At 38.9% G+C, this 26,049-nt stretch carries 25 protein-coding genes, 1 pseudogene and 1 riboswitch; of the genes and pseudogenes, 19 read left to right on the top strand and 7 right to left on the bottom strand.

Annotated elements, in window-relative coordinates; all coding sequences use genetic code 11:
- The first annotated feature begins 2 nt into the window (after positions 1–2).
- The 10 genes from BMSHG_RS07110 to BMSHG_RS07065 all read left to right on the top strand — a co-directional run bounded on the left by BMSHG_RS07110 (position 3) and on the right by BMSHG_RS07065 (position 9,331).
- A complete protein-coding gene (locus BMSHG_RS07110; protein ID WP_019153745.1) occupies positions 3–866 on the top strand; it encodes a fumarate hydratase in 864 nt (287 codons plus the stop codon).
- Positions 867–946: 80 nt separating this feature from the next.
- Positions 947–1,513 carry a Fe-S-containing hydro-lyase gene (locus BMSHG_RS07105; protein ID WP_019153744.1) on the top strand — a complete coding sequence of 189 codons (567 nt, stop codon included), beginning with the start codon at positions 947–949 and terminating at the stop codon, positions 1,511–1,513.
- Positions 1,514–1,930: 417 nt separating this feature from the next.
- Complete coding sequence (locus tag BMSHG_RS07100; protein ID WP_019153743.1) at positions 1,931–3,643, top strand: FAD-binding protein; 1,713 nt, start codon at positions 1,931–1,933, stop codon at positions 3,641–3,643.
- Positions 3,643–4,605, top strand: coding sequence for a succinate dehydrogenase/fumarate reductase iron-sulfur subunit (locus tag BMSHG_RS07095; RefSeq protein ID WP_019153742.1), 963 nt, complete (start codon positions 3,643–3,645; stop codon positions 4,603–4,605). The genes BMSHG_RS07100 and BMSHG_RS07095 overlap by 1 nt, the downstream gene beginning before the upstream one ends.
- Entirely contained in the window at positions 4,602–5,489 is an 888-nt protein-coding gene (locus BMSHG_RS07090; RefSeq protein ID WP_019153741.1) for a CoB--CoM heterodisulfide reductase iron-sulfur subunit B family protein, read from the top strand. Before BMSHG_RS07095 ends, BMSHG_RS07090 begins: the two co-directional genes overlap by 4 nt.
- A gap of 11 nt (positions 5,490–5,500) precedes the next feature.
- Positions 5,501–5,854: a hypothetical protein gene (locus tag BMSHG_RS07085; protein ID WP_019153740.1), complete on the top strand. Its 354-nt coding sequence runs from the start codon at positions 5,501–5,503 to the stop codon at positions 5,852–5,854.
- A 117-nt stretch (positions 5,855–5,971) separates the two neighbouring features.
- Complete coding sequence (locus BMSHG_RS07080) at positions 5,972–6,445, top strand: hypothetical protein (RefSeq protein ID WP_019153739.1); 474 nt, start codon at positions 5,972–5,974, stop codon at positions 6,443–6,445.
- Positions 6,438–6,956: a CBO0543 family protein gene (locus BMSHG_RS07075; RefSeq protein ID WP_019153738.1), complete on the top strand. Its 519-nt coding sequence runs from the start codon at positions 6,438–6,440 to the stop codon at positions 6,954–6,956. The genes BMSHG_RS07080 and BMSHG_RS07075 overlap by 8 nt, the downstream gene beginning before the upstream one ends.
- A gap of 105 nt (positions 6,957–7,061) precedes the next feature.
- Positions 7,062–7,637 carry a YdhK family protein gene (locus tag BMSHG_RS07070; RefSeq protein ID WP_019153737.1) on the top strand — a complete coding sequence of 192 codons (576 nt, stop codon included), beginning with the start codon at positions 7,062–7,064 and terminating at the stop codon, positions 7,635–7,637.
- A 109-nt stretch (positions 7,638–7,746) separates the two neighbouring features.
- A riboswitch (cyclic di-AMP (ydaO/yuaA leader) is annotated at positions 7,747–7,895 on the top strand.
- 92 nt (positions 7,896–7,987) lie between these two features.
- On the top strand, positions 7,988–9,331 hold the full coding sequence (locus tag BMSHG_RS07065) for a TrkH family potassium uptake protein (protein ID WP_019153736.1): 1,344 nt from the start codon (positions 7,988–7,990) through the stop codon (positions 9,329–9,331).
- A gap of 27 nt (positions 9,332–9,358) precedes the next feature.
- On the opposite strand, the gene BMSHG_RS07060 is transcribed toward BMSHG_RS07065, so the two are convergent.
- The 6 genes from BMSHG_RS07060 to BMSHG_RS07030 all read right to left on the bottom strand — a co-directional run bounded on the left by BMSHG_RS07060 (position 9,359) and on the right by BMSHG_RS07030 (position 14,418).
- The gene (locus BMSHG_RS07060) at positions 9,359–10,030 is read right to left on the bottom strand and encodes a response regulator transcription factor (protein ID WP_019153735.1); all 672 of its coding nucleotides are present in this window, start codon (positions 10,028–10,030) and stop codon (positions 9,359–9,361) included.
- On the bottom strand, positions 10,008–11,399 hold the full coding sequence (locus BMSHG_RS07055) for a HAMP domain-containing sensor histidine kinase (protein WP_019153734.1): 1,392 nt from the start codon (positions 11,397–11,399) through the stop codon (positions 10,008–10,010). Before BMSHG_RS07055 ends, BMSHG_RS07060 begins: the two co-directional genes overlap by 23 nt.
- A 70-nt stretch (positions 11,400–11,469) precedes the next feature.
- Positions 11,470–11,916, bottom strand: coding sequence for a GNAT family N-acetyltransferase (locus tag BMSHG_RS07050; RefSeq protein WP_019153733.1), 447 nt, complete (start codon positions 11,914–11,916; stop codon positions 11,470–11,472).
- 273 nt (positions 11,917–12,189) lie between these two features.
- Complete coding sequence (locus BMSHG_RS07040) at positions 12,190–12,924, bottom strand: amino acid ABC transporter ATP-binding protein (protein ID WP_019153731.1); 735 nt, start codon at positions 12,922–12,924, stop codon at positions 12,190–12,192.
- 14 nt (positions 12,925–12,938) lie between these two features.
- Positions 12,939–13,640, bottom strand: a complete 702-nt coding sequence (locus BMSHG_RS07035) for an amino acid ABC transporter permease (RefSeq protein WP_019153730.1) — start codon at positions 13,638–13,640, stop codon at positions 12,939–12,941.
- On the bottom strand, positions 13,627–14,418 hold the full coding sequence (locus BMSHG_RS07030; protein WP_019153729.1) for an amino acid ABC transporter substrate-binding protein: 792 nt from the start codon (positions 14,416–14,418) through the stop codon (positions 13,627–13,629). Before BMSHG_RS07030 ends, BMSHG_RS07035 begins: the two co-directional genes overlap by 14 nt.
- Positions 14,419–14,615: 197 nt before the next feature.
- Here BMSHG_RS07030 and BMSHG_RS07025 point away from each other — a divergent pair, with 197 nt between their 5' ends.
- Positions 14,616–15,158: an NADPH-dependent FMN reductase gene (locus BMSHG_RS07025; RefSeq protein WP_019153728.1), complete on the top strand. Its 543-nt coding sequence runs from the start codon at positions 14,616–14,618 to the stop codon at positions 15,156–15,158.
- A 349-nt stretch (positions 15,159–15,507) separates the two neighbouring features.
- Here the strand turns inward: BMSHG_RS07025 and BMSHG_RS07020 are convergent, their stop codons facing one another.
- Positions 15,508–17,214 carry a DUF2207 domain-containing protein gene (locus BMSHG_RS07020; protein ID WP_019153727.1) on the bottom strand — a complete coding sequence of 569 codons (1,707 nt, stop codon included), beginning with the start codon at positions 17,212–17,214 and terminating at the stop codon, positions 15,508–15,510.
- A gap of 445 nt (positions 17,215–17,659) precedes the next feature.
- Between BMSHG_RS07020 and BMSHG_RS07015 the strand changes: the two genes are divergently transcribed.
- The 8 genes and pseudogenes from BMSHG_RS07015 to BMSHG_RS29250 form a co-directional block, all read left to right on the top strand.
- On the top strand, positions 17,660–19,642 hold the full coding sequence (locus BMSHG_RS07015) for a methyl-accepting chemotaxis protein (protein ID WP_019153726.1): 1,983 nt from the start codon (positions 17,660–17,662) through the stop codon (positions 19,640–19,642).
- Between the two features lie 195 nt (positions 19,643–19,837).
- Entirely contained in the window at positions 19,838–21,265 is a 1,428-nt protein-coding gene (locus BMSHG_RS07010) for an ATPase domain-containing protein (RefSeq protein WP_019153725.1), read from the top strand.
- A 14-nt stretch (positions 21,266–21,279) separates the two neighbouring features.
- Positions 21,280–21,522 (top strand): hypothetical protein, encoded by a 243-nt coding sequence (locus tag BMSHG_RS07005; protein ID WP_019153724.1) that lies wholly within the window; start codon positions 21,280–21,282, stop codon positions 21,520–21,522.
- Complete coding sequence (locus BMSHG_RS29025) at positions 21,513–23,594, top strand: LuxR C-terminal-related transcriptional regulator (protein ID WP_019153723.1); 2,082 nt, start codon at positions 21,513–21,515, stop codon at positions 23,592–23,594. Before BMSHG_RS07005 ends, BMSHG_RS29025 begins: the two co-directional genes overlap by 10 nt.
- A 154-nt stretch (positions 23,595–23,748) precedes the next feature.
- A complete protein-coding gene (locus BMSHG_RS06995; RefSeq protein ID WP_019153722.1) occupies positions 23,749–23,949 on the top strand; it encodes a hypothetical protein in 201 nt (66 codons plus the stop codon).
- Between the two features lie 130 nt (positions 23,950–24,079).
- The gene (locus tag BMSHG_RS06990) at positions 24,080–24,265 is read left to right on the top strand and encodes an aspartyl-phosphate phosphatase Spo0E family protein (protein WP_019153721.1); all 186 of its coding nucleotides are present in this window, start codon (positions 24,080–24,082) and stop codon (positions 24,263–24,265) included.
- Positions 24,266–24,393: 128 nt separating this feature from the next.
- A complete protein-coding gene (locus BMSHG_RS27040; protein WP_019153720.1) occupies positions 24,394–24,846 on the top strand; it encodes a PAS domain-containing protein in 453 nt (150 codons plus the stop codon).
- An 18-nt stretch (positions 24,847–24,864) separates the two neighbouring features.
- Positions 24,865–26,037, top strand: a pseudogene (locus tag BMSHG_RS29250) (diguanylate cyclase domain-containing protein); the annotation flags it as partial.
- Positions 26,038–26,049: the final 12 nt, after the last annotated feature.

Genomic DNA, 26,049 nt, shown 5'->3' with positions numbered 1-26,049 from the left:
AAATGACAACTGTAGTAAAACTGAAAGAAATTCAAAAAGAAACGATCGTAGACGCAGTAAGAGAAATGTGTATAAATGCTGCTTGCGATCTTCCTGAAGATGTGGAGAGTGCTTTAAGAAAAGCGGTTGAAGTGGAAGAATCTGAATTTGGTAAATATAGTCTTGAGAAAATTGTGAAAAACGTTGAGATTTCTCGCGAAACACACTCTCCTATGTGCCAGGACACTGGAATGACGGTTGTTCTAGTTGAATTGGGTCAGGATGTTCATATCGTAGGTGGAACATTAGAAGAGGCCATTAATGAGGGGGTTGGACAAGGGTATACAGATGGCTATTTGCGAAAATCTGTTGTAAAGGATCCAGTTTTCCATCGTGATAACACAGGCAATAATACACCTGCTGTTATTCATACATCATTAGTGCCTGGTGATCAGTTAAAAATTCAAATCCTTCCTAAAGGTGCAGGTAGTGAAAACATGGGAACGTTGAAAATGTTAAAACCTGCAGAAGGCCTTGAAGGTGTAAAACAATTTGTGATTGATTCATTAACAAAAGCAGGTGGAAATCCTTGTCCTCCAGTAATTGTAGGTGTAGGAATTGGTGGAACGATGGATATGTGTACACTACTTGCGAAAAAAGCTCTTGCACGTAAAGTGGAGGAACCAAATCCAAACCCTGAATATGCCGAATTAGAACAAGAGCTACTTGAAAAAATAAATAAATTAGGGATTGGACCTCAAGGTTTTGGTGGGAAAGTTACTGCTTTAGCTGTCCATATTGAAACATTCCCAACTCATATTGCCACACTACCTGTAGCAATTACATTAAACTGTCATGCAGCAAGACATAAAGAAGTTATTTTGTAACGGTAAGCTTCAGTAAATGAATTAAGTCGAGCACGACTCCTATAATGATGGAATTAAAAATAATGAGAAGGTGATGAAGGATGGTAACAGCAACTCTTAAGAAGTTAACAACTCCTCTAACTAGGGAGGCAGTGAAGGATTTTAAAGCAGGAGATATGGTGTCCATTACCGGTACGATTTACACAGCTCGTGATGCAGCACACAAACTAATCGTTGAAGCACTTGCTCGAGGTGAAGAGCTTCCGATGGAATTAAAGGATCAAATTGTTTACTATGCTGGACCGACACCTGCGAAGCCAGGAAGAGTCATTGGTTCATGTGGACCTACAACAAGTGGAAGAATGGATGCCTATTCACCAAAACTTATTGAACAAGGCTTGACTGGCATGATTGGAAAAGGACCACGTAGCCCAGAGGTTGTTGAAGCAATGAAGGGACATGGAGCTGTTTATTTTGCAGCTATTGGTGGAGCAGCGGCGTTAATTGCAGATAGTGTAAAATCTGCTGAGGTGATTGCTTTCCCAGAGCTGGGCCCAGAAGCAATTCGTCGTTTAGAAGTGGTTGATTACCCATGTATTGTTGCGATCGATAGTGAAGGAAACAACTTATATCAATTAGGCGTGGAACAATATAGAGTAGAAGATTAATTTCCGTAGTAGGGGAAGCGTGTTTTGCTTCTCCTACGATAAATTTTTTCTTACTAAAAGTAATGTAAAACAACCGAACGTATTAAAAAGTTGATAAAACGTTAGTAAATCATGTATGAAATAGATATTTTCATAATCTTATCCCTAATTATTTGTGCTAAAAACTTCAATTATTACAACTAAATTTGGTTAGGAACGGCTCTTTCCACAGGGATTTACACAGTAACAATCAAAGCAATAACCTTTTAGAAAAGGGCCTTTTCATAAATGGTTAACAATCAAGTCGATTTCACCATGTACGAAGGTGAATTAAAAAATGAGCATTCTAGTAGATTGCCAGCGGTAAGTACTATGTTAACATCGTTTGTTTTTAATTCGCAGTGCCATTCATTCAATCTATAGAAAAGAGGTATCAGCATGCTTTACTATGATGTCATAATTGTTGGCTCCGGTGGTGCAGGAATGAGAGCTGCACTTGAAGCTGGTCAAAATAATAATTTACGTGTTGCTGTTATTAGTAAAACATATCCAACAAGGTCCCATACCGGGGCTGCTCAAGGTGGAATTAATGCGGTGCTAGGAAACCGTGATTCAAGTGACACAACTGAATTGCATTTTAAAGATACGGTAAAAGGAAGCGACTTTTTGGCCGATCAGGATGCAGTCGAATTTTTTGTTGAGGGCATGCCAGGTGCTATTAAAGAGCTTGACTATTTTGGTGTTCCGTTCTCAAGGGATGAAAATGGGAAAGTGGCTCAACGTCCTTTCGGGGGTGCATCAAAGCCAAGAGCTTGTTATTCAGCAGACCAAACAGGACATGTTATTTTACACGCTTTATTCGAACAAAGTCTTAAGCATAATGTTGAGTTTTTAAACGAATGGTTCCTTTTATCTATCGTAGAAACAGATAAAAAGCTAGATGGAATTGTAGCGATGAATTTCCGTACAGGTGAAATTGTTCCAATTGCTGCGAAATCAGTTGTGATTGCTACAGGTGGATTTGGACGGATTTATTGGAGTAGAACAACCAATGCTTTCAATATGACAGGTGATGGAGTTGCTACCTGTCTGGATGCAGGGATTGCGATCAAGGATCCTGAGTTTGTTCAATATCACCCAACTGGAATGGCAAAAACCGGTACACTCCTTTCTGAAGCATGTCGGGGGGAAGGCGGCTATCTCATTAATAACAAAGGTGAACGTTTTATGGAACGTTATGCACCTGAAAAAATGGAATTGGGACCACGCGACCTCGTTGCACGCTCTATTGAAACGGAAATAAAAGAAGGCCGTGGATTTGGTGAAGGTATTACAGCATATGTTTATATGGACCTTCGTCATCTAGGTAGAGAGAAAATTATGGAACGTCTGCCACAGGTACGTAAGCTTGCGTTGGAATTTGAAGGAGTAGACTTAATCACCGATCCTGTTCCAATTCGTCCAAGCTGTCACTATGTAATGGGTGGAATTGATGTAACGGATTATAAAACAGGCGGAACGCTTATAGAAGGTGTTCATGCTGCTGGTGAATGTGCATGCGTATCCCTACATGGTGCCAATCGTCTAGGAGCGAACTCTGTTGCGGATGCTGTATTTTATGGAAAAGTTGCAGGAGCAGGTGCAAGAGATGTGGCACTTAGTCGTGCATATGGAAATGCGAAAAAAGTAGAAGATGCAGCGAAAGATTGGAAATCTAAATTTGATACGATGCGCAGCAACAAAAAGGGGAACGTCAATCTATATGAAATTCGTAATAAAATGGCTGAGACACTTTGGAATAACGTGGGGATATTCCGTGTGGAAGAAGAGATGCAGCAAGCACTTACTGAACTTAACCAGCTAATAGAAGACTATAAAAATACCTATATAGAAGACGGTTCTGAAAACTATAATACTGCTTTTCTACAATATATCGAAGTAGGCAATCTCTTAAGTCTAGCAAAAAGCGTGACCTTGGGTGCACTCGCACGTAAAGAAAGTCGTGGCTCTCATTCACGGATGGATTATCCAAATAGAAATGATGAGGATTTCTTAAAACACACACTCGTCTACAAAGAAGGCGAAGAATTTAGAATTGAATATGCCCCAGTTTCGATTACAAAGTATCAACCTGAGGAGAGGAAGTACTGATGAGAACAATTACTTGTAGGGTTCAACGATATGATGGTAAAAGTAAACGCTGGATTGAAGAGTATAAAATTCCCTATGAAAAAGGCATGACCTTACTGACTGTTCTTACGACGATTAAAGAAGAATATGATCAAAGTTTCACTTATACCTCTGCTTGTCGTGCTGCCATTTGTGGCAGCTGTGCGGTTCAGATAAATGGTCAGGCATTTTTAGCTTGTAAAACCCCTTTAGATGATGTCCTAGAAGCTTTAATGACAGATACTCTATTTTTTGAACCACTTGCTTCCTTTGAAGTTATCCGGGATTTAGTCGTTGATTGGGAACCGAAGTTTGAAAAAATGAAAAAGATCAAGCCATGGCTCAATCCATCAAGTGATGGTAGTAGAGAAGAAGGATTTATTCAATCTGAACGAGATTTTCATAAAATCAATGCTGCTTCTGACTGTATTTTATGTGGTGTCTGCTCTTCTTCTTGTAGCGTTTTAGAGTCTTCTAGTGATGACAGCTACTTAGATCCATTTATTTTAAATAAAGCATTCCGATTTGTTATGGATTCAAGAACGGCTAATCCAGAAGAACATCTTCGAGCTGTTTTGGATAATGATCTGTGGAAATGTGTTCACTGTATGGAGTGTGTCACTAAGTGTCCAAAAGAGATTGATTTGACTAGTGAGATCGCTTCTCTTCGCAGTATGACGATGGAAATGGGTGAAACGAAAAACCTAGGAGCCCGCCATGCATATGCCTTTTACAATGATATTAAAAATAAAGGCCGCTTAAATGAGGCTACTTTGCCAATGAAAACAGAAGGAGTCTTCACGACCATGAAAAAACGTGTTCCGTTGGCAATGAGAATGATGGCAAAAGGGAAAATCAACCCGCTTGAAATACCAAAAGAAGTTGAAGGAATTGAAGATGTTCGTAAAATATATGCCTATGTGCAGCAAGGGGTGCAAGAATGAAAAAGTTAAAATACGCTTTCTTTCCTGGATGTACACTGGAATCAGCTGCTAAGGAAGTTAAGATGTCAACAATGAAAGTAGCGGAGGCACTTGGAATCGAATTGATCGAAATACCAGGCTGGACTTGTTGTGGTGCAAGCCATGTTCAAGATATTGATCAGAACCTTTCTACCTCCATCAATGCAAGAAATATCGCATTAGGCGAACAATTGGATTTGCCTATTTTAACTGTTTGTAATACATGTACGCTTATGCTTCGTACAGCTAAAGATCAGCTTGATACAAAGGAAGATGTGAAGACAAATGTCAATCGTGGTCTTTCAGAATCTAATTTAGAATATAAAGGTACTTCTGATGTGACCCATTTTCTTTGGGCAATGATTAAAGATTATGGTCTTGAGAACTTAAAGAAAAAGGTGGTACGTCCATTAACAGGCTTAAAGGTAGCGAATTTCTATGGATGCCATATTGTACGTCCGCCAAAAATTATGGGCTTTGAGAATCCGTTAAATCCACAATCCATGGAAATGGTTGTAGATGCACTCGGTGCTGAATCAGTCGATTTTGATAAGCGTTTATCATGCTGTGGTTTCCATGCCGTGTTCCCTGCTGAAAAAGAGGTTTTTAAAATGGTGGAAAATGATTGCGTATCAGCAAAAGATGCCAAGGCTGATGTCATGGTTACGCCATGTCCGCTTTGCCAAATGCAAATGGATATGTATCAACCAGATATTCAAAAAACAGCATCTACGGATATTACCATGCCAGTTATTCATTTACCACAGCTAATTGGTTTAGCACTTGGATTCAGTCCAAAAGAACTTGGAATTAACCACCATATTGTCAATGCTATTCCAACACTAAGAGAAAAATTAAGTGTGTAAGAAGGGTAGACATGAAAATAAAAAATGTTGATTATATTGAGGAAGAAGAGGTTTTTGAAAAGAAGGTAAAACTCGTTACGATCCCAACTGATGAAAATGCGTGGCTCGTAAATTTTCATGATGACTGGATCCATGATCATTATGATGGAAGTAAAATTTACTACGGAACCGTGTATTCACCTTTTGAAGCTTTTTTTCCTCTATCAACGCAAATTAGTGGTTACTTCAAAGATGATGACACAAAAAAATGGATTAAAGTGACGAATGGAATCGCTCAAATCCGAAATGATGAAAACAAACCGATATGGTGGGACAGCCTTGAACACTTAATTCGTGATGAATTGATGAGGAGCCAATCAAACTAATATGAGAAGCACAAACCAAAGAAATGATGGTTTGTGCTTTTTGGTTTGATCTAAAGGATAAAATAACCAATAGAGGTCATAATAAAACCTAAATAGTGCATAGGGTGAACATTGTGTATGAAAACTCTTTTAGCCATCATTATGTTAATTTCGATACTTGTCATTTTTTTATTTCGCAACATGCAACGAAGCTTCCCTCAATTAGAAGTGACGATTTTGTTTTTCTTCGTATCTTTTTTATGTCAACATATTAATTTTAAAATATCGACTGCCTATGAACGATTATTTTTAACAGCAGAATACATTCCCCGAATCATTGGCTTTCTCCATTTCGGATGGATCATTCCTGTATTGCTTGTCTGGGCTCTTTATCGGCAGAAACGGGCTCACACAATTTGGTATGTACTAGGTTGGTGCTGCTTGGAAGTCCTTTCGAAATTTCTCTTTTTAAAAGTGGGAGTTGTCCAGTGTGATTCGGAATGGGTTTTCATGATTGATGTAATAATGTGTTTGTTAATTGTAATTATCTCGTCTTTATTTCAGCGATATTACGATCATTTGTTAAAAAGAGAGAGTGTTGCCGTTGAGTAAAATAATGGATTTACTTGAACCGCTAGCTCCGAAGAACTTTGATAAAAATGAGCTTTTTGTCTTGTCCATTCTCGTACTTGTATGGACACTTCTTTATCTTCTCCAAAAAAGTGAGCGAGTTCTATTAAAAAGTGAAGTCATCGCTCTTCTCGTTTTTAACGCTTGGTTTGGAACACTAGGCGACCGCCTTTTAGCTGAAAAGCCTCTAGATTTGTATGATACTCTTGATTATCCTTATGGAGAATTTTTTGATTCTGTTTTACAGGTAGGTGTTTATCCTGTTCCAGTGGTCATTGCGATTTATTTTTATAGAAAGCATCAGATGAATAAATGGCTGACGATTTTTATTTGGGCCCTTATATTGACCTATTTGGAATGGGTATCGAACAAGTATTTTGATGTCTTTCATTTTAAAAAGTGGATGACCTTTTATTCCTTTTTCTTTTATGCTTTTGCGGTGAAATTAAACATTTCTCTTTTTAATCACATCATATCACGTCGGAATTCCTAAGAAGTGAAAGGTGGTCTTTTCTCCATCATTTCTGCACATTTACTTGTTAAAGTTAGTGCTGTGACAAATATCTCAGTTATAAAGAGATAAGGAGGAAATGAAAAAATGTTTGAAAAATTAAAAGGTACTTGGGTACTCATTTTAGTTGCTGCCATCTTCATGTTAGGGGCTTGTTCAAATTCGAATGAAGAAGATGCAAACGATGGGGAGCACACAGAACAAACAGCAGACACTGGCCACAGTCATATGGAGATGTCAGGAACAGGCGAAGTTCCTGAAGGATTAGAAGTTGAAGAGAATCCAACTTATGAAGTTGGAAGTAAAGTGATGATTGAAACGGATCATATGGAAGGAATGAAGGGGGCTGAAGCGACTGTTTCTGGTGCCTATCATACAACAGTTTATTCGATTTCGTATACACCAACGAACGGTGGAGAAAAAGTGGAGAATCATAAATGGGTTATTCACGAAGAATTGATGGATCCAGGTGAAGCACCATTGGCTCCGGGAACAGAAGTAAAAACCGATGCTGCACATATGGAAGGAATGGAAGATGCAGCGGTGACCATTGATACAGCTGAAGAAACAACCGTCTATATGGTCGATTTCACGACTCCTGATGGAGAAGAGGTTAAGTACCATAAATGGGTAACGGAAGACGAGTTATCCCCTGCTGAATAAAGTTTAAGAATCTGTCTCGATGGAGGGGCAGATTTTTTTTATAAAAATAATTGACAAAAGATTGAAACGGGAGTAGATTGTGTGTATTCATTGAAAATCTGATATCCACACCTTTTAATCGCTGAATCTAAATTAGAGCGGGGGAACCAATTTTGATACAGTTTCTAATTGTATCTTGGGGTGAATCTTACGTAGTAAGAGGGGGTACTCTCAATCCCTAATCCGACAGCTAACCTCGTAAGCGTTATGTGAAAATTCGAGAGAAGGGTCAAAGGATCTTACCTAGACCATTCTATTTGTGATGGTCTTTTTTCTATGGTGTTGGAAATTTTTCTGAAGGGAAAATCAACATGATGATAAAAAAGAATCGGCTAAGTCCAGCTCAGTTAATGGTCAGTTTCTATGTGCTAGCTGTGATTGTTTCGATGATTCTCCTAAGCTTACCGATTGCGTTAAAGCCGGGAGTCAGTTGGAACTTTCTTGATGTATTATTTACGGCAGTCAGTGCCATTAGTGTTACAGGTCTCTCGGTTGTTTCAACGATAGATACCTTTAGTACACCTGGAATATTCATTCTCATGTTTATTCTTCAATTTGGTGGAATTGGAATTATGACACTTGGCACTTTTGTGTGGATTTTACTTGGAAAAAAGATTGGGTTGAGAGAAAGAAAATTAATTATGACAGACCAGAACCAATCGCATTTATCCGGCTTGGTAAAATTAATGCGTCAAATTTTGGTTATTATTGTCTTAATAGAACTGGTGGGGGCAGCGGTTTTGGGGACTTATTTTCTAACCTATTTCCCTACTTGGCAGGAGGCGTATTTGCAAGGCTTATTTGCTTCTGTCAGTGCGACGACGAATGCAGGTTTTGATATAACAGGCAATTCACTTGTCCCATTTGCCCAAGATTACTTTGTCCAATTTATCAATATCATTTTATTAACATTAGGAGCAATCGGTTTTCCGGTCCTAATCGAATTAAGGGATTATGTTAGAAATAAAAAAGCCAAAATAGGTACTCATTTTTCTTTATATACGAAACTCACGACGGTGACATTTTTTTCATTAATGATATTTGGAACGATTGCCATTTTACTGTTTGAAGCCACCCATTTTTTTGCCAATAAAAGCTGGCATGAGTCATTTTTCTATGCTTTTTTTCAATCATCTACGACAAGAAATGGTGGTTTGGCAACGATGGATGTAAGCGAGTTTTCAGCGGGAACGTTAATGATCCTTTGCTTTTTGATGTTTATTGGTGCTTCACCAAGTTCTGTAGGTGGGGGAATAAGAACGACGACTTTTGCCGTTGTTGTTTTGCTGCTGGTTTCGTTTGCTAAGGGACAGAAGAGCATTAAAGTTTTTCGACGGGAAATTGATGAGGATGACATTCGTAAATCAGTGGTCGTCAGTTTTCTTGCTTTTATGATTTGTTTCATTGCAACGATCATTTTGTTAGAAACTGAGCCATTTTCCATTTTGGAAATTATGTTCGAGGTAAGCTCTGCATTTGGAACGACCGGACTTACGATGGGGATTACACCAGAGCTTAGTTCGATTGGGAAAATTGTCATTACTGCACTCATGTTCATCGGAAGAATCGGAATCCTTTCCTTCATTTTCTTGTTTCATAGTGGAAAACAGGAAGAGAATTATCACTATCCGAAGGAAAAAATTATCGTGGGGTAAAGTAGTGGTTGCGATGATGCAACCACTTCATTTTGCCCATTTGTAGCCGACTCCCCAGACGGTTTGTAAATACTCATCTGCGGCAAAGCCAGCCTTACGGAGCTTGTCTCGTAAATTTCGGACGTGCGAGTCAACGGTTCGGTCCTCGGTCGCCACCTCATAGCCCCAAATTGTGATAATCAAGTGCTCCCTCGTAAACACTTTATTTTGGTTACTTAAGAACAGACTCATCATTGCGAACTCTTTCGGGGTAAGCGGAATATCTTTCCTATTGTACTGTAATTGATAGGAATCGTGGTCTAACACGAGTCCTTTAAAGACGAGTTTGTTTGATAAGCCATTATGTCTCCTCAAAACGGCTTCGATTCGAGCCGTAAGTTCCTCTTCATCAAAAGGCTTCGAAATATAGTCGTCTGCACCACCTTTTAATCCTTTAACAATATCTGATTTGTCACTCATGGCGGTTAACATAATGATCGGAATATCCCAATATTTTCGGATTTCAGCACAAGCTTCCCAGCCATCCATTTCAGGCATCATCACATCCAACAAGACCAGGTCAGCTGTTTCAAATTCTAAAAAGGCAATCCCGTCTTTAGCTGATCGCTTTTTTACACATTTAAACCCAAGGGGTGTTAAATACAAGGATAATAAATCGAGCATCATCGGTTCATCGTCAATTAATAAGATTGTCTTCATTTGTTTTCTCCTTAAAAAGAAGTTCAAACTTTGTACCGACGCCTTCTTTGCTCGTAACAGAAATTTCGGCATCATGGGCATGGACGAGTTCTTGTACGATTGCGAGGCCAAGACCTGTACCACCAAGAGAACGGGTTCTCGACTTATCGATCCGATAAAATCGATTAAAGATAAAGGGAAGATCCTTTTCAGGGATGCCTTTTCCGCTATCTTCTATGGTTAGATGAATGAGTCCTTTCCCTTTCCATGCCTTTAGTTCAATTTTAGCGCCGTCTGTAGAATACTTTATCGCATTATCCAAAAGATTAATTATGATTTGCTCAAGCTTTGTCGGATCGGCCATCAAATTAATTCTTGGCTCACACTCTAGCGTAAAGTGAATATTTTTTTCTGTAAGAGCGGGTGTGAGTTTTTGCACTATTTTTTCTAAAAAAGGAAATAATTCAAGATTTTGTTTGTGGATCAGAAATGTATTTTGGTCCATTTTTGCCAATTCAAATAGCTCTTTAATAAGGCTGGATAAGCGATTGGTTTCGTCAGAGATAATTGTTAAGTACTTTTTTTGCTCTTCTTCACTTAAATTTCGTTTTCTGACAATATCGGTATAGCCCTTTATGTAGGTAAGTGGCGTTCTGAGTTCATGTGAAATGCTGGCAAGAAATTCGCTTCTTTGCTGCTTTAAATAGTTTAATTCAGTAGCGAGTGACTCGATCGACTTGGCCAAGTCACCTAATTCGTCTTTTGATGCTTTCGGAAAAGAGACGGAAAAATTCCCTTTACTAATTTGATAAGTTGCTTCCTTCATTGTGATTAAAGGCTTTGTAATCCCTTTTGAGAGAAAAATAATGATAATGAAGGTGAAAATGACAGACAGGATGCCTGCGAGAAGAAAGTGTTCATTTAAACTATTCATTAACAAATGGACTGACTTAGTATTTTCAAACATAAAGATATAGCCCATCAATTTGTTCTGAAGATAAATCGGACTAATCGTTGCAATATACGGTTCTGTCTTCCAGTTGTTTTCAATTACTTGTCCTTCTCTGGAAATTTGTTGCTCTGGAAGTGGAATGTATTTTTCAAATTGCTCGATCTCTTTAGAGGCCTGAATGATTTCCCCACTTTGATTGGTAATGACGACATCTGTTCGAGATTCCGACTCCATCAAGACGACATGATCAATCGTATCTTCATTAAAATGCTTTTCAAGCACGGAGCGATGTGAATTCCCTCGCGCTTGAAGGGCTTCGATTTCCTCTTCAGCCCGTATATCAGCAATTCCCTTATGCAGGTAGAATAACAATGACGTTATAAGTGAAAAAATAATAACAAAAAATAGAATTCCTAGTTTGATTGATAAATTTTTCAATAGGATCACCTAAACTGATTTCAATATTGAATTAGTGTACCGCAAGAGTGTGGAGAATACGTGCAGATTTTTAGTCTGATACGTTTAGTTCGTAATGATAAAATTGGTCATCTCGAACATAGCCGTGTCTTTCATATAATCGTTGTGCTGAATGATTGTCAGGTGCAGTGCTTAGGCTGATGCTTTTGGCGCCCGTTTGGAGAGCAAACTCTTTCGCTTTCAGTAAAAGCATTGCTCCTACACCTTGTTTTCTTGCGTCCTTTTCTACAAACAGGTCATTCAAAATCCATGCTCTTGCCATCGAGATTGATGAGAAGGTAGGATAAAGTTGTGCAAAGCCTAATGGTCTTTCACTGTTTTTCACGATAAATATAGTAGATTCCTTGTTTTCTAGACGTTCGCTAATGTAACTCCTAGCTCCTTCTAGATCGGTCGGCTGTTGATAAAATTGGCGATACTTATCAAATAGAACGGCGACTTCTTCTAAATCCTCGATTGTTGCTTGTTCGATTTGCATAGGATGCTCCTCCATCGTTTTTTAATGATTTTAACATATATTGGGCAAAAAAAATCGAATATGGGGATACTTCCATACTCGAGTTTGATTAGAATAGAGAGCGGGGCGATGGATGACGGCTTTCTAGGTTTATCCGTAAGTCAAATAGACGTAATTCCGGAAAAAGCGGATGTAATTCCGTAACTTTATCAATAATTCCGTAACTTCGGCCGCTAATTCCGTAACTTTCTCACTAATTCCGTAACTTCCACCGCTAATTCCGGAAATCGCCCCTTATTGTATCATCTGTAAAAACTGTCGTGTCCGTTCTTCTTTAGGATGGCTGAAAACTTCAGCTGGAGCCCCTCTTTCGACAACAATCCCGTCTTCCATAAAGATCACTTCATCGGCGACTTCTTTCGCAAAACGCATTTCATGGGTGACAACGACCATGGTCATTCCTTCTTTTGCGAGATCTTTCATGACTTTGAGCACTTCACCAACCAACTCAGGGTCAAGGGCGGAGGTTGGTTCGTCAAAAAGCATGACGTTTGGTTCCATTGCTAAGGCGCGGGCGATGCCCACTCGTTGCTGCTGGCCTCCGGAAAGTTGAAATGGGTAAATATCGACTTTATCGCCAAGGCCTACTTTTTCAAGCAATGCCACTGCCTTTTTTTGAACCAAATTTCGATCGTCTCTTTTAACCGTTAAGGGCCCTTCCATCACATTTTCCAACGCTGTTTTATGTGGAAACAGATTATAGCCTTGAAAAACCATTCCTGTTTGCCTTCTAAAAACAGAAATGGCCTTAGTGGGAACTCGGGCAGAAAAATCTAACGTTTGATCGCCAATCGTCACGATTCCTGTGGTCGGAACCTCCAATATATTTAAGCATCTTAAAAGGGTTGTTTTCCCTGAGCCAGAAGGGCCGATCACAACGACTACACGACCCTTTTCAACGTGAAGGTCAATTCCTTTTAAGACCTGTAATTCTCCGAAGCTTTTTGTCAATCTGCTAATGGAAATCATTTCTATACTCTCCCTTATTGCGCTGTATATCGATCAAGTCGAGTCTCCAGTTTTCCCTGTCCAATGGATAAAATAAAGCAAATTATCCAGTAGAGAAGGGCTGCTTCACTGTATAAAAGCAAGAATTCATAATTGGTTGCGGCGATTTCCTGCGCCCTTCTAAACATTTCTGTTACTAAAATGAGTGAAGCGAGGGACGTGTCCTTCACTAAGCTAATGAACGTGTTCGACAAAGGCGGGACTGACACTCGAGCTGCCTGCGGAAGAACGATTCTTCGCATCGCCTGACTATAGGACATGCCAATCGAATAAGCGGCTTCCCATTGGCCTTTGGGGATCGATAAAATGGCGGCGCGGATAATTTCGGACGCATAGCCACCGATATTTAAGGAAAATCCGATTATTGCCGATGGAAAGGGGTCAATCGTGATGCCAATCGTCGGCAATCCGTAAAAGATGATAAAGAGTTGGACCAATAAAGGCGTCCCACGAATAGCAGAGACATAGACTCTTGCGATAATTTCAAAAGCTTTAACCCCTGAAATTCTTGCTAAAGCAGTTAATACTGCTAATACAAGGCCAAACACAAAGGTTAAAAGCGTTAAGGGAATGGTATATAAAATAGCCCCCTCCAATAGTGGCAGGAGGGAACTTTTGGCAATAGCGATAAGTTTTTCAATCCGATCGGGGTGAGCGATAATACTATTCAAGTACATTTTCGCCAAACCATTTTTCCGAGATTTCTAAATAGGTACCATCATCAATCATGCCTTGTAAGGCTTTGTTCGCTTCTTCAACGAGGGTATCGCTTCCTTTTCTAAACATTAAGCCACTTTGAGAAGCGTCTGCGCTTTCCGCCGCAATTTTTACCTTGGCATCAGGTCGTTGCTTTAAAAAGTCGAGAACGGTCAATTTATCATTAATGGTAACGTCAATTCGTCCTGAATTTAATAGTTCAATCGCTTGATTGAATCCTTCTACTCCTACTATTTCAGCCCCATATTGTTTGGCAATATCTGCATAATTACTCGTCAAAGATTGGCCTGATTTTAATCCTTCGATGTTTTCAAAGCTTTGAATGAATTCATTATCCTCAGGCACAACAAGGACAGCAGCTGACGTTATATATGGAGCGGAAAAATCATATTTCTCTAGACGATCTTCACGAATTCCGACTTGATTGGCGATCATATCAAACCGTTTAGCGTCCAATCCAGCAAATATTGCATCCCATTGTGTTTCAAAAAATTCAGGCTCAACTCCGATACGTTTGGCGACTTCACGAGAAATTTCTACATCAAATCCTGTTAAATCACCAGCATCATTATGAAAGCTAAAGGGAGGGTAAGTACCTTCTGTTCCAATTCGAAGTTTGCCACTGTCCTTAACTTCAGCTAATAAATCTCCATCCCCGTTGTCAGCATTGTCTCCGTTTCCACAACTCGTTAAAAGAAAAGATAAGAACAGAAAGAAAATGATTCGAGATATTTTCATGCCTTCTTCCTCCTTATTTCTGTTTATTCCTATCATTTGTTTCTTCCAAATTTTTATCCATCCGAGCATCTAAATTGACAGGAGCCAAAGCGGATTGTTATTTTAACTCTGGACTCTGTTGCATGTAGTCGCACGACAAAGGGGAAAATGTATCGATAGGTCCAAAACTAAATCGCTTTTCTATAGGAGGGAAATTAATGTCAGAAAAATTAAACATTGGGGTTATTTTAGGTAGTACACGTGAAGGACGCGTAAGTCCACAAGTAGGAGAATGGGTAAAAGGTATCGCTGATAAGCGTGGGGATGCAAACTACGAAATCGTTGATATTGCCGATTATAAATTACCATTTTTAGGAGAAGGAGATGCACCTGGGATTGCCGCTTGGAATGAAAAGCTTGCTAGCCTAGATGGATTTGTCTTCATTGTTCAAGAGTATAATCACAGTATTACAGGAGCTTTAAAGAATGCGATTGATTTAGCTCGTGAGGCATGGAATAACAAAGCTGCAGGGATTGTCAGCTATGGTTCAACTGGTGGGGCTCGTGCCGCTGAGCATCTACGTGGAATTCTAGGAGAATTGATGGTTGCCGATGTACGTACACATCCAACATTATCTCTATTTACTGATTTTGAAAACTTCTCTGTGTTCAAGCCACAAAATATTCATGATGAAAACATCAACTTAATGCTAGACCAAGTAACAACTTGGAGCCGTGCATTAAAAACCATTCGCCAATAAAGAAAGGAGGCTGACGCAAAGTCAGCCTCTTTTTCTTTATTGTCTAGCAATTAATAATGTGGATAAAATGTTCGTATAAACAGTATCGGTATGAAATGATAACAGGAAAATTTCCGCTTAATGAGCAAGCATCATGAAAAAGAGCCAAAATAACAGGAAAAATTCCTGCTATTCCCTCAAAAAATGCCAAAATAAACGATTTTGCTCTCCATAAGCGGAAAATCTTCCGTTATTTCCCCTAAAAGGGACTCCATTGCCGAGATAACAGGAAAATTTCCGCTTAAGTGATGTTTGGAACGAATGAGACAAACCGGAAGCTTCCTTACATTTTGTAGTCCTTTTTTCTCATTTAGAAGGCGCCCGATCCGCCACCACCGCCGCCGGCTCCACCACCTGTCGAGATCGAGGAGCTGCCTGAAGACGAATCAGCGGTTGTGTTTTTATAGGCTGAGTGAAAGCTTGAAGAAGCCATTGGTCCAATAAGCATTAGCGTATGAAGATTTGCGGTAGAAGGATCCCAGACATTGTTTTGCTGAACAGGAGTCCTAAATGACTGAATAAATTCCTCATTGGCTTCGATAATTTTTTTGTCATTCATGCCAACACCATAAATATAGGAACGCATTTGTTCATCGCTTGTTAAGCTTTCCCATTCTTTCATGGATACTTTTGGTAGTTGTTCTTTCATACGCCGCCATTCATGTGTCATCATAAGTCCATTCCAAGTTTTTGGTCTGTACATTAAGGCCAGTATGAGGTAAACGATAAACAAAACTAGTAAGGCAAAGAACCATCCGAATAATTCGAATCCTAGTGTAACGAAACCAAAAACTAATTGAAGGATGCCTATCGTGCCAAGGAAAGACCGGATCTTTCCACTTTTCTCGTATAACTCTTGCTCTTTTACTTCATTTTGAACAGCTTTTTGCCATTCCTGCATCTTCGTTTGGTATTTTCCATGATTAAGTTTGTTTTTCGAGTATTTTTGTAAGTCCTCAAAACGAAACTCACCGTTTGAGCCGATGTCATGAAAGAGAAAATGAATCAGAATCTCTTCATGCTTGATAGGAGTATACGTATTCACTAAGCGAAACATGTCCCCAGTTTTTGTTACATATCCTTTTCGTACTAGATCGAGAAGGGCAGCAGATATGGCTTCTGTTGGAATATGTCCTTTTGTAAAATAAATCATTGCCGGTATGCTTAATGTTTGCTTTGGGATGAAAAATGCTTGATGTATTTTCCGCTCTACATCGATCTTTTTTCCACGTGCGCGCATGCCAGCGACGAAAGAAAATAGGAGTAAGAAGATAAGCGAGCCAATTACAACAAAGAATGAAATATTGTTAAGTCTTTCCTGCGTGGCCGCTCTTGCTGCTGCTTTTTCGTAAAGCTCTGTCCGTGCTTGGGCAATGTCGTCTTTTATCACCTTGTCCGCAGCCACGTTAGCTGCCGGAAAAAGGGAAGCTGGATAGGCAACGCGAATATCTCCATTCTCCCCATCAGGAACTTCTCCTAATTGAAAAAGAACAGAACCATCTTGTTGAATCATTTCTCGATCAAATGCTTCATCATAACCGAATGCCAATACATCATTTGTCGCCGCTGGAGGGTGGATGACGATGGTCATTTTTTCATAGGTTGATTCATTTCGGTCATCAAAGAAGGGCCAATAGAACTCTGCCACATCTGTATACACATCGACACCATTTTCAATCGTATAAGTCAACTCAACGGTGATGGTTTCATCAGAACCTTTGCGGTGAATTTTATACAATTCCTCCTCTTTTTCAATCTTTAATGATTTGCCATTCTCGCTTGCTTTAAAATCGGTAATCTTTGTTCCTTCTTTGGGGAAAATCTCTCTTGTGATCCCGTTAAAGTCTCCGTCAAAGGAATAGGTATGAACTTCCTGGACATGGACCTCACCATTTTCTTGTAAAAAAGCGTCTATATGAACAGCTGTAATCGAATAATCGACTGCATATCCGACTCTTGGAAGGAAAAAGAACATCAAAATCATGACGAATAAAGTTAAAATTGCTTTTCTTTTCATTAAATCGATCACCTACCTTCTATATTGATGGCTGTTTTCGTACGGATGGTCCTAGCGCTGACCATTCCGATTTATAAGTAGCGAAGTACCACGGATGGAATTGTTTTTGCTTGCCAGTATAAATAATGATGGTAGCAACAATATTTGAGAAAAGAGCTCTATTAATTTACGGTCCATTAACGAAAAAGTTTCATATCTCATTGTTAGTATGTATCTCCGTTTTGAAAAAACTCCACTATATGGAAAATGTAATCGCTTAAATAAAATAAATAGTAAAAATGCTTAAAAAATTCATATTTTAGTAAAGTATTTCCTCTATAAGTTTCTCGTTTTGACCGATATAATTCTTAATATATCGATCGATTCGCAAAGATTTTTATCGGCATCTTTTTAGAATTACTAGAATAGTCATGCGAATTTCATAAATGAGAAGGAGTAGAGAGAGATGAAAAAGTTATTTGCAAAATGGAGATTGAGTTTAAAAGCCAAACTTTATATTATATTTTTGGTCTTTTTAATTGTCCCAACGTTTATTGTTAGTTTCTTTTCTTATGAGAGTGCGGAAAAGGAGCTTGGGAACGAATTACTTGAAGGAGCGAAAGGGAATGTTTCCTTATTAAATTCAAATATTGATTATACCTTTTCCCCAAAATTACATGATGCCGAATATTTTTCCCAACAGTTAAAGTCTGGACTTTATGAAGATCTCAGTTCCACTTCAGAGTTAAAGACGATGTTAAAGCAATATATTGATACCCATCCAGAGGTAATGGTTGTATATGTGGGGACAGCTGATGGACGGATGATAACTTATCCTGAAATCGATTTACCAGCTGATTTTGATCCGAGGACTCGCTCATGGTATACCGATGCAGAAGGCGATAAAAGTAATACGGTAATCACTTCTCCTTATATTGATGCGGCTTCAGGTGGGATGGTTGTTTCGGTTGCGCATTCGGTAGCAGACGGTTCAGGTGTATTCGGAATGGATATTGATATTCAGACGATGCAGGAAATCGCAGAAGATGTCGTCATCGGTAAAGAAGGTTATGCGATATTATTAGATTCAAGCAAAAACTTCGTTGTTAGCCCAAATGCAGAAGTCGGAGCACCGGCAGAGGAAAGCTTTTACGAAAAGCTATATGCTGAAGAAACAGGCAACTTTGAGTACGTTCTTAACGGTGAGAAGATGGAGATGACGTTTGTCACGAACGAAACGACAGGCTGGAAGATCGCCGGTACATTTTATGAGCAAGAGATAAAGGATACGGCCAAGCCTATTCAAAATATGTCTCTCATCGTACAAGCCATATCGCTTGTGATCGGCCTTGTGATTGTCTTTCTAGTTGTTCGCTCGATTACAAAGAGATTAAAAGATTTACAACTGAAAGCATATAAAATTGGTGCTGGAGACTTAACAGAAAATATAGAGGCAAAAGGAAATGATGAAATTAGTGAATTGGCTCATTCCTTTAGCGATATGCAACAAAACTTGCGCAATTTATTAGGGAAATTAGAAGAGAGTTCTGTGCAACTGTCGGCCTCAGCGGATCAATTAACGGCAAGTTCTGAGCAGACGAGCCAGGCTACGGATCAGGTGGCAACGGCGATTGTCGAAGTGGCAAGTGGGGCGGAGCAACAAACGCAATCGATAGATGTAACGGTCGAAGCCATTAATGAACTTTCACAAGGTTCAACGCTTATTGCTAAAAGTTCCCATGCAGTTACTGAGCTAACAAAAGCAACAACAGAAAAAGCAGAAGAAGGCGGCCAATCGGTTAGCAAAACGATGGAGCAAATGAAGTCGATTGATGCTTCTGTTCAAGAATCCAATGAAATTATTAAGCTTTTATCACAACGTTCTAACGAAATTGGTTCAATTTTAGAAGTGATAACCGGAATTGCCGATCAAACGAATCTCCTTGCATTAAATGCAGCAATTGAGGCAGCGAGAGCGGGAGAAGCTGGAAAAGGATTTGCCGTCGTTGCTGATGAAGTAAGAAAGCTGGCGGAACAATCGCAAGTTTCTGCCCAGCAAATTGCAGAGCTCATCCAGACGATTCAACGAGATACCGAGTCGACTGTCGAGAAGATGTCCCATGTGACAGATGATGTGAAGGACGGTCTTAATGTCTCCAATGAAGCAATTCAAAAATTCAATGAAATTTTAACAAGTATGAAAGATATTACACCGCAAATGGAGTCGATTTCTGCGACAGCAGAGGAAATGTCTGCAGGCTTGCAGGAAGTGGAAGTCGTGGCAAATGAAGTGGCCGATTTTGCGAAAAATAATGCAGCAACATCAGAGGAAGTGGCGGCTTCAACGGAAGAGCAATTAGCTTCCATGGAGGAAATCTCGATTTCAGCTAAGTCTCTCGCACAAATGGCAGAGGAATTGCAAGAGCTTATTCAAAAATATAAATACTAATAGAACGAGAATGCGGTCTTCTTTATGGAGACCGCATTTTTGGTGGTTTCCAATATATAGAACGTGTTTACATTATTTCACAAAACTGTTTAATAGGACTTCTTTAACAGGTATAATAGAAGACATAGATAACATCGTTCCTTAAGGGGAGGAGTAATCGGAATCTTAGAAAGCGAAAGCAAGGGGGAGAAATACATGAGTCAGTATACGTCAACAGGGATTCAAGGACTTGACTTTCTACTTAATGGCGGATTTCCGACGGGTGCTTCGATTTTAATAGAAGGGTTACCTGGAACAGGAAAAACGAATTTAAGTATGCAGTTTCTCTATAATGGTGCTGTACAATATGATGAGCCAGGAATATATATTACATTTGAAGAACTACCTGGACAATTATATAAAGAAATGAAAGCGTTTGGTTGGGATATTCCAGCATTAGAACGTGAAAATAAATTGAGAGTAATTTGTATCTCGCCACAGGTGTTATTAGAACAAATGGAAAAGCAGGATGGGTTGTTTGAGCAAATGATCCGTGAGATTGGCTGCAAAAGAGTGGCGATCGACAGCATTAGTCTTTTTCAGATTGGTGATGAGAGCGTTGAAAAGAAGAGGAAGACGCTTTATAAGCTTCGTAATATTTTAAGAAAGTTCAATTTAACATCATTGCTCATCCAAGAGCAAACGTCCACGATGGATCCTGAAACATCCTATATTAATTATGTTGTTGATGGAGTCATTCGCTTATCACTGACAGATTACAAAGAGCATTATCGAAAGCGAACGCTTGAAGTGTTAAAAATGAGAGGTCGGAAGATTATAGAAGGGGAGCATATTTACCGGATTACCGATCAGGGCATTCATTTATTACCTGCTTTTTCAATGGTTGAAGACAAGGCACATATGTATAACTCTTCAGCGGTCACAACGGGGATTGCGAAACTCGATCAACTTCTGGATGGAGGGATTCCTGAAGGATCGGCATTTATTTTAGATACGAATAGTAAAGCGAATTATAAATACTTAGCCGTATCGATTGCCGCAAATCGCCTGTTAGCAGGAGAAAATTTAATCATTCTATTATCAAGTCTTTCAACGATTAATGATTTGGAATTTCTTTACGGACTTTACGGGGTAAATTTAAAAGAGTATGTGGCCAAAAAGAAGATTTACTTCATTGAACATTATAATCGTCCTGCTCCATCAGGCTTTGAGGGTGCGATTTTGGATGTATCGAATTTAAATAATGATGAGTATAGAGAGAGACTAATGAATGGTTTAGATCCGTTTATCAATGCAAGCTTGAATCAACATGAAAAGTGGTTTGTTTACTATGATTTAAATACAATTGTTTCCCAGAGAGGTAGAACATTCCTTGAAACCTTCTATGCGGAAGAAATTTCTAGACTTAATTCAGCAGGATTCAGCGTTCTCGCATTGTCCAATTTTACCGAGCTAGGACCGCAATTATCAAGCTTTATTGAACGTACCTCAAATGGAGTTATCAAAACATGGGTTGAAGGAAGCTACCAATATGTCCAGTTATTGAAATCACCAATGGGCAAAATGTCAGCTCCATTGCTTATCGAGAATATAAATACTAAGCCATATATTAATCTGATATAGGAGGGGGAAACGACATGATACATTTTAATCCCCTGAAAGTGGAGTGTACCCTTTTCTTCGAAGAAAATCCTTACACGTTGGAGACAGCTGAAGGACTTGCATCGAGGTTAGGAAGAAAATCAACCGAGCTAGTACTCATTTTAGAGCATTTGGTAAGTGTCTCGATTCTTGAAAAGATTGGTGATGGAGATCAGGCCATTTATCGGTATGTTCAACCTGATAACTTCCAAATTCCGAGGGAAGTCGTATGGGAGTAGAAAATACCATCCAAAGCCTTCAGAATGGCTATGCCCATTTACTTGATATAATGATTGTCATGGTCGATGAAAATCGCTCTCCCAAGACGGAGACTTCGTACTCGAAAAGGGAGTATGAGGAATCATTTTCAATGCAAATAGTGAGGGCCATTCCAAACTTAGCGAAAATAAAAAGTAGTATTTATGTGGATATTTTGCCAGGTTTAAAGGTGCTCGTTTCACCCGTTAGGATAAGTGAACTGGAGAGGTATTATTTAATTGGCGGTGTAATCCTAGTGGATGAAACTGTTGAGGTTGTGAAGCGCTACTTACAAGAACATGCAGAGGGGAAAGTCTTTCTTCAACATTTGGATTTGTTAAAAATTGTTACGAAAGAGGAAAAAATAAACATTCTCGCTGCTTTTCAGCAATTGTCTCAATCGATTCAAGCGATCCATCATACTCAACTGAAAATGGAAGCTTATCAAAAGAAAATTTCCCAAGCAAAATTGGCTGTTGGGTATCTTACCGATGAACGATTCAATTTAGATCTTCTTCTCCAACAATTTAAAGACATACATCCAGAACTAAGCTTCGTTGGAATCGCTGTTTATAAGGAAGAGGAGAATTTCTCGGTCCAGCATTTTATTGGCAATACCCACGCCTCAGTGATAGGAAGCGAGGTTGCTTTAGGGGAAGGTTTTTTAGGACAAGCGCTCGTAACAGACGAGTACATGTATTGGACGCACTTACAAGACGATCCACGTTTGCTCCCATATAATAATTTTGGTCTAACACCCAAAAGCTTATTTTGCCACCCGATCAAAATAGGAAAGCAAACGAAAGGGCTTTTATATGGAGGGAGTGAAAAGGCAGAGGGGCCATTTCATGCTGAGGATATTAGCATTCTCGCATCTTTTATCGGTGTTTTCATGGTGCATCAAAGCCTACGGGAGAGCTTTAATCATCATCTTCTTCAGCTATCTACATTTAATGAAATATTCAGTGTGATGACGAAAGTAAATAATATGAAAAGGGTCCTCTATATTTTAATTGATATGGGGATGAATATTTTATCTGGCTCCTTTGCTTGTGTCCTTTTTAAGGAAATGCAAGAGGAGAATAAGTTATCATTCTTATCAAGAGGAATGAAAAATGACCATTTACATCAATATGGTCGTGACTTAGGAAAAAGATATTTTGGCAGCATGCCGCTAGAAGATACGAAGGGGAGTTTTCACCAACTGGATAATGGAAGTCTCGTCTACGAAATGCCGATTACATTTCGAAATGAAGTATTTGGTGTGCTTAGCATTGGCGTACGAAGCAAGGATGAAGTCAATCCATATATCCCCTTTTTATCAAGTTTGGGTATCGCTGGCGGAATCTCGCTGTACTTGTTACAAAAGGAATCTGTGCAACAATCGGATGAAAAAACGGTCCATCTTCTATCAAGAATGTTGGAAAAACAGGAACCAGGAAAATTTGAACGGAGTGTACAAGCCCAAGAGCTCATTGGTGCATTTGCCCATGAGCTAGGCTTATCGATTCAACAAATCAATGCATTACGGAATGCGTGTACACTTGCTTTCTATGAACAGGACGTGTTACTAGATTCCCTTTCAGAAAAAGAAACGATGGAAATCATGGAGCACTATTTCCAAGCAAAAGTGATGAAAAGTGTTGAAAATAGATTAGCAAAGATCCTTTTTATTGTTCTCCATCATGTTGGTGAGAAGATCGATATTCAATTAAAGCAGCGTCTTATCGATGAACCGCTTTTCCAACAGTTTGAGGAATGGGAATCGAAGAATTATATGGCTGAAATTGAAATTTCAATGGGAGCAGAAACCCCAGTGGAAGTAGGATTAGGAAAAGATGAGATGAAGGCAAGATTAAATCTTTCGAATCGGGAGATGGAAGTGTTGCATCAAGTTTTAAAAGGCTTGAACAATCGTGAAATTGCTCAATCTCTTTTTATCAGTGACCATACTGTAAAGAATCATATGACGAATATTTTGCAAAAGCTTGGAGTTACTGACCGCTCCCAAGCGATTGCAAAGGTGTATCAAATGGGCTACACGCCCCAATAAAAAACTGCTGAGGATTATAATCTCAGCAGTTTTTTTACGTCTAGGATCCTATTCCTAGTGAGGAAATAGGGAGACTAGGGGGATAGTTATAAACCAGTGTTTCTTGCAAAATGAAGATACGAGTGGTTAAAGAAACTCGATCGGAGGAGAGAGGATGGAAGAATCACTACTGTTAAGTTTAGTTGTCTTATACATTCAAAAGGGATGGGATCCTCATATGCTCTCTGCAAAGTATGGGGTTACTGATACCCAATTGGGAAAATACTTAACCCTTTTAACTGAGAAAAAATTGATTTTTAACATAAGCGGGACGTATATATACATCCTTCCCGAAGAGGCTTCCTATCGTAAATAGGTGGGAATAGGAACATTGTCCTAAAAGAAAGAAAATAGAGGAATTGGGAATTAGAGGGGATTACTAAAAGTGTGAAAATTCTCCAAAATAAGGGTAACAAGAACAGGAAGTGTTCAAGAGGAGGATGGACATGGAGCGAGTAAAGGAAGGGGAAAAAATTCTTAAAGAAATATCTGAGCATAAAAGAAAATTGGTGCGTATTGCAGCGGATAAGGGGCTACATAGTTCTGAGACGATTCGCTGTAGCCAGGAACTCGATGAGTTAATCAATTCATTTTATCGATGCTTACATACCAATTATGAAAATAGTCGGTAATGACTTCAAGAAAATGGAATTTACCAATATTTACAGCATATGGAGAACGGAAAAATTCTTATATGATGAAAGAGTAGATAAGTTCGGAGAGTTAAGTTAGAAATTATGTTTACGAAAGGGAAATGAAAATGGGATTATTAAATCTATTATCTCCTAATCAAAAAGATAAAAAGAAAAAAACTAGTGACTTTTTTTCACTTTTTACCGACAATCCAGAAGCGATCATTATTCTCGACTTTGAAGGTGAAATTGTTTCCATAAATAAAAACTTGAGTTCCCTCTTAGGATATCGAATGAAGGAAAAAGATCAACTTGAGACATATTTATTTCAATCAAGAGAACATGATAAAGTTCGGTATCATTTTCATAAGGCGACGCAAGGATTTTCTACTTCTTTTGAGATGTCTATACAGCAAAAAAATGGACATGCCCTTCCAATTAAGATTGAACTCGTTCCATCTGAGACCTTTATATTTGCTGTATGTAAGGATATGACAGCAGTTAAGAGCTATGAAAATAAAATTACTCGAATCAGCCATCAATTAGAAGACTCTCAAATGATTACAAATATTGGGAATTGACAGTGTGATGTCAAATCAAATAAAATCCATTGGAACAAACAATCTTATAAGATTATGGGAATTTCTGATGAAGAATTCGAGGTTACGAGTGACGTTGTATTACGTTTTGTACATCCACATGATAAAAAGAAATATCGTGAAAATTTCCGCTTCATTTTAGAAAAGAAAGAAGATCTTGATTTCGAGCATCGCATCGTCCGTGCAGATGGTGTAGAGCGAGTTGCTTTCATAAGAGCGAATGTTATTTTGGATGAAGATGGGGAAGTTGAACGCATTTTCGGGACAGTTCAAGATATTACTGAAGTTCGTACGTTAGAATTGAAATTAGAGGAAAGTGAAGGACGATTCCGCTCGGTTGCTGACCACTTGTCAGTCGGAATTTGGTCCCATGATCTGATAAAAGACGAAATGACGTTTTGTTCAAAAGGGTTAGGAGAAATTTATGCTATTCGTTTAGATGTGCTGAAAGAAGATCCACGAGCTTGGAGAGAATTTATTTGGCAAGGAGATATTGGTGGACTAGAGAGGAATGAACGCCTCTTAGAACTTGGAGAAGAGATTAATGAACAGTTTCGTATTGTTGCCGCCAATGGACAAATTAAATGGCTTGATGGTCAAATTATTCCGCATCTTGATCGCGAAGGAAATCTTGTTCGTTTAGATGGAATTGTTAGAGATGTTACTGAAAAAGCCAATTATACCGAATCATTAGCCTTTATTGCGGATCATGATTACTTAACAAAATTACCAAACCGAAGATACAATGAGAGAAAACTACAAGAGTTAATTGAAGTTTCTAGTAGCAAAAACGATGCATTTTCTGTTTTTTATCTAGATCTGGATCGGTTCAAAGAAATAAATGATACCTTTGGGCACGAACTTGGAGATAAATTCCTTGTCAGTTTCTCAGAGCGTATGCAAAGTTACTTAGGTCCAGACGTGTTTCTTGCTCGTATTGGTGGAGATGAATTTATCATTTTGTCAAATGAGACAAAGCGATTAGAGGATGCGATGGAGCTTGCTAATGCTATCATCGATGAGGTAGAAAAGCCATTCTATTTGGATGGATATGAACTTCTAGTCTCGACAAGCATCGGAATCAGTATGTACCCGATGGACGGGAAAGATTGTCGGACACTGTTAAGAAATGCTGATGCAGCGTTATTCAAAGCAAAAGAATCAGGGCGAAATAATTGTCAGGTA

This window comes from Robertmurraya massiliosenegalensis JC6, assembly GCF_000311725.1.
GTDB lineage: Bacteria > Bacillota > Bacilli > Bacillales > Cytobacillaceae > Robertmurraya > Robertmurraya massiliosenegalensis.
The sequence above is the reverse complement of the archived record's forward strand: the minus strand, read 5'-3'. Positions and strand labels throughout refer to the sequence as shown.